Source organism: Ruegeria sp. YTSC003 (assembly GCF_059609785.1).
Genome location: NZ_JBXWMK010000014.1, coordinates 87,250 through 95,093 on the forward strand (window position 1 = coordinate 87,250; position 7,844 = coordinate 95,093).

Consider the following 7,844-nt stretch of genomic DNA (forward strand, 5'->3'; position numbering starts at 1 on the left):
GATTGTCGCTACAGCCTGTTTCAATGGGCTATTGGAGGAAGCCGCACCGCTGCACCTGATAGCGAGATAAGTGTCGGGAAGGGGCACGTCGACAAACTTTGCAAAATCCGCTTTCTGCGCACAGCGACAAAAAACGCCGCCAAAACTTCATCGTGTCGAATGTCTCAAAGGTCCGCAGACTGTGAGTTACCGTTCTACAGGATTTTGCACGCGCGACGAACGGCAGCTATGCGGGCTGCGACTGCAGCATCGAGACAAGCCGATGGATGTCGGCTTTGAGCCGCAATGGCAGGAACCCTTCCAAGGTCAGGAATGAACGGGGTTCGCCGGGACGTGGTGGGCTCTAGTCAAACCACCATCTAATTGGCAGCCACGTGGGCAAGATCACGCAGAAATTTGGCACTTTGGTCGTCGGCCGGAAAAAACAGCTCAATCTTCAAATCGTCCAGCGTGACATCCGTGACCGTGCTGAATTGCGCAATGGTTCCAAACAGGGAAATGGGCCGTGTGCAAACTTGATACCATCAAGTCTGAATGACAGATGCCATGAGCATGACGATTACCCTCAACCCAACCTGCACCCGTTATGCTGTACAATCCAGGACAAGATTGCTATTTGGCCTATTCCTGCAAATCATTGCAAACTTCAGACTAGAAAGGTGGTGTAAACCACATGCAGGTTAGTGTTCGCGACAACAATGTCGATCAGGCCCTTCGGGTTCTTAAGAAAAAGCTCCAGAAGGAAGGCGTTTTCCGTGAAATGAAGCTCAAGCAACATTTCGAGAAGCCGTCCGAGAAAAACGCACGCCAGAAAGCTGAAGCGATCCGCCGCGCCCGTAAGCTGGCACGTAAGAAGATGGAACGCGAAGGGTGACATAGGTCATTTCCCGACGCTGAAAAACAGCCCCCGTTGTCCGATGGCATCGGGGGTTTTACGTATCAACGGGCTATTTGGATCGAGATCGCTGTCGGTATTCAAGGATGTAGTGTTATCACACGAAAACAACTCCGCTCGCACAAATTTTCTGATGTGGCTCAGTCGAAGTAGCGCACCAGCGGGCTGGCGGCCCGAAAGATCACGACCAGCAGATCGATTACCTCGTCTTCAAGCAGCAGAGCGTCCGGCAAATCTTTGCGGCATCCCAGGCCAGCCATTTTCAAATAGGGTGCGGCGGGGTCGCTACTTGCAAAGCCTTCCGGCACAGTGCCCAACGCCTTTCGCGTGACAATTCCGTCTGGGAAAGTCTTTTTGAACTCAGGGCCAGCCAAGATGGCACTCATGCCGTTCGGATCATCGACCAAACGCATCCGCAAACGAGCGAGCGCGGCCTTGGATGGTTGGAATAATGCTGCACCCGCGTGGCAATTCCCTGGCTCGATGTGGAGGTAGTATCCGAAGTCCTCTGCGGGATTACCAGCATTGGCAAAAACATCCACGTCCGAGCGGTATAGTGCACGCCCGATGCGGTCTCGCGGCTCCTGAAAGAACTTGGTGTAGCTTCGCTTTGGTTTGATCCCCGCCTCAGCGACGAAAGGATCAAAGCGATCAGCATAGTCGTGCAGTGTCATTGCGATACCAGCGAAATTGCGCAAGGCGTCGTCGCGTTCTTCGCGGTGCTCGTCCATCCAGGCTTTGCGGTTGTTCATTCCGAGATCCGCAAGGAACGCAAATGTTTCTGGCTCTACCACCGGCGCAACTCCTGTTTCGCAGTTGCCAAGATGCCCAATGCGGCTATCTCACCAAGTCACTGTAAAATTGCAGTCGGCCTATGCCGATTTATTCTGTGCCTTTTTGCCAGTCTTAGTTGGCCTCTCCCCATGTCGTCCGGCAGTGCCGTTGAGCGCTTGATGCCAAGCAGGCTTCTTGACAGGGTTTGCACCCGGGCGCTTTGCCTTGGGCTTTTTGGATTTAGGCATTGGGTGTCCTCACTTGGTTTCAGGCAGCCATAGAGGGTTTGAGACCGGATTGATACCACCCAGTTCGGGCGTGGACATGACGTTAAGCAACAGAGATCGGCGCAGTTCAATCGTACCTCCATGTTAAAACTCATCAAGGTTTGTTTTGCCCCAGCTACAAAACAGATCATTTAGGAATGCTGCGTCGTGCATGAACGGCAGCAATGGCGGGCTGCGACCGCAGCATCTAGAGTGGTTGCCGGAAGTCCGGTTTGGGCCGGATTATCATGCCGCTTTAGAAAATGCGTGAAATCTGGGCAAAGGCCGGTCAGGGCTCTTACCACCAGTTGAAGCGTTCCGCAGAGAATGGCAGGAGTGAGCCCACAACGGAACTGTCGAATTCTCGTTGCGTACGCTCGCATCATAAGAAATGTCGAAGTAGCACAAACTGGTGCGCTGCGACGCAGCAGGACAACGGGTCATTCATGCGGGCCCCGCCAAATCTGAAACTGCAGACTTACATAGCGGCAAACTATCTGTGAGTTCGTAGCACTTGTGTGAAAGATCTTTGGTTCACTTCGGGTTTAAGCAATACTCAATGCGGACGGGCGATTTGAGAGATACGCTGGAATTTCTTCCTGTATGCCGCCGGCGACAAACCGGTACCGCGTTTGAATACGCGCCGAAAGGATGCCGGATCCTCATATCCAACAGCCGCTCCGACATCGTCATTTGAAAGCTCATCAGTCTCCAGCATTTGTTTGGCTTCTTCGACGCGAAGCGCCTGAACATACTCGATCGGGGCAAAGCCCGTCGCCATGCGAAATCTTCGCGAAAAGGTCCGTGCATTCAACCCCGACCGCTCAACCATCTTCTCAACCGGCTTGGCAGAGGCGTAATGATCCGCGATCCAAACCTGGCAATCAGAGATCGGACCATCGTTTGATTCCATCGGGCGGGTCATCACCGAATAGGGTGACTGACCTTCGGCGTGCCCACTGAACAGGAAGACCTTGGCGGTTTCAATCGCGGTTTGGTAACCACAATATCGTGCAATCAGATAGACCGTGAGGTCATGCCAGGCGGTGACCCCACCTGCGGTTACGATCCGGTCAGCCTCAGCTGCCAGGCAAAGTACTGTTTCATTGCGAAATGTAATCTTGGGAAAATGGCGCTGAAACATATCGCGATAGGCCCAATGTGCAGTCGCCTGATGGCCATTCAGCAACCCGGACTCCGCGAGCAACAAGGAGCCGGAACACACCGATGTCAGTAACGCCCCCTGCTGGTGCATCCGCTTGAGCCAGTCGACTTCGCGTGGATATCGACCTTTGGGCACATCATAAATCGATGTGTACAGGTCGCAGATCACAACAGCGTCGGCATCGTCAATTTCGCCAATGGAGCTTTGTGGCTCCACCGGGATATTGCCGATACAGTGAAAAGGCTTGCCATCTGCGGATACGATGCGGACATCCAGAAGTTCATCACCCGGGGCACCGGTCACCATATCCGGATAAACTGCACCTGCTGACATCAGGACATCGTAGAGCCCATAGAGGACCGATGCGGATGTTTCCGGGGCGGCGAGCAGCACGATGAGCGGTTTTTTGGCGGTGTCCATATAACCCTCCTGTCTGAAATGGCACGGTTTTGGCAAGTTTGCCATATTCGTTTGTCCAGTATGCCGCATCTTTGGCCATCTTGCCACTGATGTGGGTGCCGCCAGTGGCATAGCATCCCAGAAGATCACAAAGGGAATTGCATTATGAACAGTATGGATACAGACCAGAATTTATCACCTGTCGGACTCAAAGCTGAGACATTGATGCCCGGCATGGCAGAGTTTGATGAGACGCGCGCCGTGTGGAACGCGATGATCGACCGGAAGCCTGCAATGATCGTACGCTGCCGGAATGCAGATGACGTTGTCGCCGCTGTTAATCACGCGCGCAACAACGATCTTCCAATCTCTATTCGCGCGGGGGGCCACAATGTTGCGGGCCATGCAGTTTGCGACGAGGGTCTGATGATCGACCTCAGACTGATGCGCAACGTGACTGTGGATGCCGACAATCGCACCGCATCGGTGGAAGGCGGAGCGCTTTGGCGGGACGTGGACGAAGCAAGCCAGGCCCATGGTTTGGCAACACCCGGTGGCCTGATCTCGGATACCGGTGTTGCCGGATTGACCCTGTCAGGTGGGATCGGCTGGCTGAGGGCCAAGCATGGGTTGTCGATTGACAATCTTGTTGCGGCAGATGTGGTGACCGCCGATGGTAAGTTGGTTCACACGAATGCAAAAGAAAACCCTGAACTGCTCTGGGCACTCAAGGGCGGTGGCGGCAACTTTGGAGTGGTTGTCCGGTTTGACTTTGCCCTGCATCCCATCGGCCCCGAAGTCATGTTTGCTGCCCCGATCTATGCTGTTGAGGACGGGCCTGGACCCATCCGGGCATGGCGCGACTTTCTGGCGAAACACGGTGATCTAGTTGGATCACTGTGCGAGTTTTCAACGGCGGGCGGTGAAGACTTCCCAGAGGAAAGCTGGGGAAAACGCGTCTATACTTTGGCTTGTGTCTACAACGGAGATGCCGCCGAGGGAGAGGCGTTGCTGCAACCCCTTAGTGAACTCGGCAATATGGTGACCGACTTCTCGAGCCGAATGAATTATTGTGATGTGCAACAGCTCTTTGACACGCTGATGCCAGCCGGAGAATATCGGTGCTACTGGAAGGCGCGCTACCTGTCGGAATTGTCGGATGAAATGATTGATCTGGCGATGAAGAACGCTTCCGCTGCCCCTTCGGACAACTCGATCTCGTCTTTGTGGAACTTTGGTGGTGCCACGGCAGCAGTCGCGGCAGAGGCAACGGCCTTTGGTGACCGATCCATGGGCTGGATGTATTCCCTGGATGGCGTGTGGTCAGATCCGGGTGACGATGCGGCCAATATTGGCTGGTCACGTCAGGGCTGGGAAAGCGCTGAACCGTACGGTCATCACGGCCGGGCCTATCTGAACTTTCCTGGCCATGGAGAGGACGGGGACGCGTTGACGCGGGCTACGTTTGGCGCGAATTATCAGCGGTTGGTCAAGATCAAGATCAAATATGACCCTGAAAACCGGTTTCGCTTTAACCAGAACATTCAGCCGGAGGTCTAATATGACCGTTCAATCCCCACTTCCACCAATGGGTTCCGGCGAGTTCTTTCTGACCGAAGGCGGTACAGAAACAGAAATCATGTATCGCCATGGGTTTGAATTGCCTGAGTTTTCAATGCTACCGCTTATGGACAATCCTCGGGCTGTTTCCGCAATGCGAGATGTGATTTCTCAGCAGCTTGATGTTGCTGCCGAATTTGGCTTGTCGTTTCTGCTGACCGGCTTTGACTATCGCGCCAGCCCGGACTGGGGTGCAAAACTGGGCTATTCAGCGTCAAGCTTGGCAGATGCAAATATTGCCGCAATTGAGCTTCTCCGCGAAATTTCAAAAGGGTATGAAGGTGATATTCCAAACCTTCTGATTGGCGGAATTCTCGGGCCACGCGGCGATGCCTATAGCCTCAATCAGGAAATCACCGCCGAATCCGCCGAAGAGTATCACGCCGTTCAACTGGAGACATTGAAGCGGGCAGATGTGGATTTCGTCAGCGCACTGACATTCAACAATATCGAGGAATCTGTTGGTGCCCTACGCGCGGCGGAACGGATCGGTCTGCCATTGTCGGTTTCTTTGACGCTCGACAGTACGTGCAGGCTGAAATCAGGCCCCACGCTTGCCGAGGCCATAGTTGAAATCGACATGCAGGCCGGAGAGGCGGCGCCGGAGTACTACATTGTCAATTGTTCCCACCCGCTTGAATACGAACCGGCCCTTGAGAACGGAAACTGGATCAAACGGCTGCGCGGCGTGCGCCCGAATGCGTCGAAGATGGAGAAGCTGGCCCTGTGCAAATTGCACCACATTGAGGATGGCGATCCTGTCGAACTTGGCTCACAACTGTTCAGCCTGACGGAACGCTACCCGCATATGGACATTTTCGGCGGTTGCTGTGGAACAGGGCACAGACACCTGCGAGAGATTGCGAAAGCGCTGGTAAGACATTGACGGTCAAGTTCAGCTGATGCACCGATTTCCTCAGTTCTGTCTGCAGAAATGAGCATTGAGGGCTCAGTCACTCGTGTCAGCCAGCAGCCAAACCATGCGGTCCAGAAACCAGAGCTTTGCACCTATAGCCAGCGTCGAGCCTACGAATACCCAACCCAATTCGAGCCGCCAAAGCCCGACTGCGAGAATGACGACCCCGAGCGCGGCGGCATATGTCAAACGACTTATGACTTGTGCATGATGGATGGGGATCGACGCCGTTTTGCGATTAAGCCAAATACGCTCACCCAGCACACCTTTGGTCATCCAGGCGTCGTGATGCTGCGGCGGGCCAAACAAGCGTGGATTGAGCCAGGTCCAAATGACAACGGCCAGAACGAACCAAAGTGCGCCCCAGCCCAGCCAGACTCGGCTCCAGATAGCCAGGCAAAAGAGCGGAAGGATTGTCATGCGCGACCAACCACTCCACGGGTTCGCATGTCGTTGCCAGGTGGCGTCATCCATACCCATCAGGCGGGCCGATAGTTCCGCGATATCCATGGTTCATTTCTCTTGTGTAGCAAAAACCTTGCGAGAACAGACTCCGCGTCATCTGATATCAGAGGCAAGCGCATCCTGAACGTAGGTTAGCGTTTCGATCCGATTTGCGTGGGCTCGTATGGCAGGCCAATCACGGGTGCAAAGCCCAGAGTCGCATATCCAGCGAGACATAACATACATGTAATAATCTGCACCATTGGGAGTGTCTGCACACAAATATTGCCGCCCCGTCAATTGTGTCTCAATGACGGACAACCGGTTTTTCAGGTGATGTTGACCGGGCACAAGGAACTCTCGCGGGGTGTTCGGGCGAAATAGCGGGCTGAAGCTTTTGTGGATTTCTGTCGCAACAAAAACAAGCCAAGTCATGGCCTCTTGTCGCCAAGTGGTCCCTTGCAGGCCCAGCAGCGCGGCCTTTGGTGCTTTGAAGTCGATCCAGTCCAGAATGGCAATCACCTCTGTCAGGCAACTCCCATCATCCAGCACCAATGCCGGGACATAGGCCTTTGCGTTGATTTTGGAAAAGTCGGAACCATCCCGCAATTGACGAGAAGCGTAGTCAACTTCGATCAAATCAAACGGAATGTTTGCCGCCCGCAGGGCAATATTGACGACAAGCGAACAGGCGTCTGGGTAGTAATACAGCTTCATTGGAAACAATCGACCGCGACGGGTGCTTGTGTGAGTACAACAAGAGCCAGATCATAAGGTCCTTCATTCACCTCAAACATGCGATGACCTTTCCCCTGAAGATCACGCGCCAGAAACTGATCCCCAACCTGCAAAATCCGCGTATCCAGATTGCTGGTTTCTATGCGCACGGTCCCGCGCAGGACCGTCCCAAGAACCACGGCTGGCGCGGTGTGCCATGCATCCACATAACCTGCGGGATGATGCATCATCAGAATTCTCTCGGCGTCCAACGGTGGCGAGATGCGGTATCCCGATGGAGAGGGCGGCGTGAAACTGCCTTCTTCCAGAACCCAGGCATGATCCAAAAATCGTGAGCCTCCGGTTTCATCCTGGTCAATGCAAATGATCTTCATGGCTGGGCTCCTTGTTGGGGCGGTTCTTGCGGGTGAAGTCATGTCTTGGCCTCGTAGCATAGCTTGCCCAGACGGGAGGTGGTTTGCACAACCGGCAACCAGTCCGGCAAGCCTCGGACATCTATCGTTGCGTCTCACATCTGTTGAGCGGGGCAAGACGTGGAAGCGGTGTGTTGTGTCCGTCGTCAGGGATTTTGGGACAGATGGCGCTCTGATCTAAGAGAGGATGTGGCTCATCTGGTTGGTTTGATTA

8 protein-coding genes are annotated in these 7,844 nt (G+C 54.2%); 3 read left to right on the top strand and 5 right to left on the bottom strand.

Translation table 11 applies throughout. The features are described from left to right. Window positions 1–673 precede the first annotated feature (673 nt). Window positions 674–874 carry a 30S ribosomal protein S21 gene (rpsU, locus tag AC2FFH_RS20635; RefSeq protein WP_496737746.1) on the top strand — a complete coding sequence of 67 codons (201 nt, stop codon included), beginning with the start codon at window positions 674–676 and terminating at the stop codon, window positions 872–874. 161 nt (window positions 875–1,035) lie between these two features. On the opposite strand, the gene AC2FFH_RS20640 is transcribed toward rpsU, so the two are convergent. Together AC2FFH_RS20640 and AC2FFH_RS20645 are read right to left on the bottom strand one after the other, a co-directional pair. Further along, window positions 1,036–1,689: a DUF2461 domain-containing protein gene (locus AC2FFH_RS20640; protein ID WP_496737745.1), complete on the bottom strand. Its 654-nt coding sequence runs from the start codon at window positions 1,687–1,689 to the stop codon at window positions 1,036–1,038. Window positions 1,690–2,491: 802 nt separating this feature from the next. Continuing rightward, window positions 2,492–3,520, bottom strand: a complete 1,029-nt coding sequence (locus AC2FFH_RS20645; protein WP_372574879.1) for a GlxA family transcriptional regulator — start codon at window positions 3,518–3,520, stop codon at window positions 2,492–2,494. 144 nt (window positions 3,521–3,664) lie between these two features. On the opposite strand from AC2FFH_RS20645, the gene AC2FFH_RS20650 reads away from it, so the two are divergent. Continuing rightward, the gene (locus AC2FFH_RS20650; RefSeq protein WP_496737744.1) at window positions 3,665–5,059 is read left to right on the top strand and encodes an FAD-binding oxidoreductase; all 1,395 of its coding nucleotides are present in this window, start codon (window positions 3,665–3,667) and stop codon (window positions 5,057–5,059) included. Window position 5,060: 1 nt separating this feature from the next. Continuing rightward, window positions 5,061–6,005 carry a homocysteine S-methyltransferase family protein gene (locus tag AC2FFH_RS20655; protein ID WP_372574881.1) on the top strand — a complete coding sequence of 315 codons (945 nt, stop codon included), beginning with the start codon at window positions 5,061–5,063 and terminating at the stop codon, window positions 6,003–6,005. Window positions 6,006–6,068: 63 nt separating this feature from the next. Here the strand turns inward: AC2FFH_RS20655 and AC2FFH_RS20660 are convergent, their stop codons facing one another. From AC2FFH_RS20660 to AC2FFH_RS20670, 3 genes are read right to left on the bottom strand one after another with little or no spacing between them, the layout of a single operon-like run. Further along, window positions 6,069–6,545, bottom strand: a complete 477-nt coding sequence (locus AC2FFH_RS20660) for a DUF6653 family protein (protein ID WP_372574882.1) — start codon at window positions 6,543–6,545, stop codon at window positions 6,069–6,071. Between the two features lie 48 nt (window positions 6,546–6,593). Continuing rightward, window positions 6,594–7,196 (bottom strand): glutathione S-transferase N-terminal domain-containing protein, encoded by a 603-nt coding sequence (locus tag AC2FFH_RS20665; RefSeq protein WP_372574883.1) that lies wholly within the window; start codon window positions 7,194–7,196, stop codon window positions 6,594–6,596. Further along, window positions 7,193–7,591: a cupin domain-containing protein gene (locus tag AC2FFH_RS20670; protein ID WP_372574884.1), complete on the bottom strand. Its 399-nt coding sequence runs from the start codon at window positions 7,589–7,591 to the stop codon at window positions 7,193–7,195. Before AC2FFH_RS20670 ends, AC2FFH_RS20665 begins: the two co-directional genes overlap by 4 nt. Between the last annotated feature and the right edge of the window lie 253 nt (window positions 7,592–7,844).

Bases quoted from the DNA above. Each gene is read 5' to 3' on its own strand.
- AC2FFH_RS20665 (WP_372574883.1), bottom strand. From the start codon at position 7,196: ATGAAGCTGTATTACTACCCAGACGCCTGTTCGCTTGTCGTCAATATT.
- AC2FFH_RS20660 (WP_372574882.1), bottom strand. From the start codon at position 6,545: ATGGATATCGCGGAACTATCGGCCCGCCTGATGGGTATGGATGACGCC.
- rpsU (WP_496737746.1), top strand. From the start codon at position 674: ATGCAGGTTAGTGTTCGCGACAACAATGTCGATCAGGCCCTTCGGGTT.
- AC2FFH_RS20645 (WP_372574879.1), bottom strand. From the start codon at position 3,520: ATGGACACCGCCAAAAAACCGCTCATCGTGCTGCTCGCCGCCCCGGAA.
- AC2FFH_RS20655 (WP_372574881.1), top strand. From the start codon at position 5,061: ATGACCGTTCAATCCCCACTTCCACCAATGGGTTCCGGCGAGTTCTTT.
- AC2FFH_RS20650 (WP_496737744.1), top strand. From the start codon at position 3,665: ATGAACAGTATGGATACAGACCAGAATTTATCACCTGTCGGACTCAAA.
- AC2FFH_RS20670 (WP_372574884.1), bottom strand. From the start codon at position 7,591: ATGAAGATCATTTGCATTGACCAGGATGAAACCGGAGGCTCACGATTT.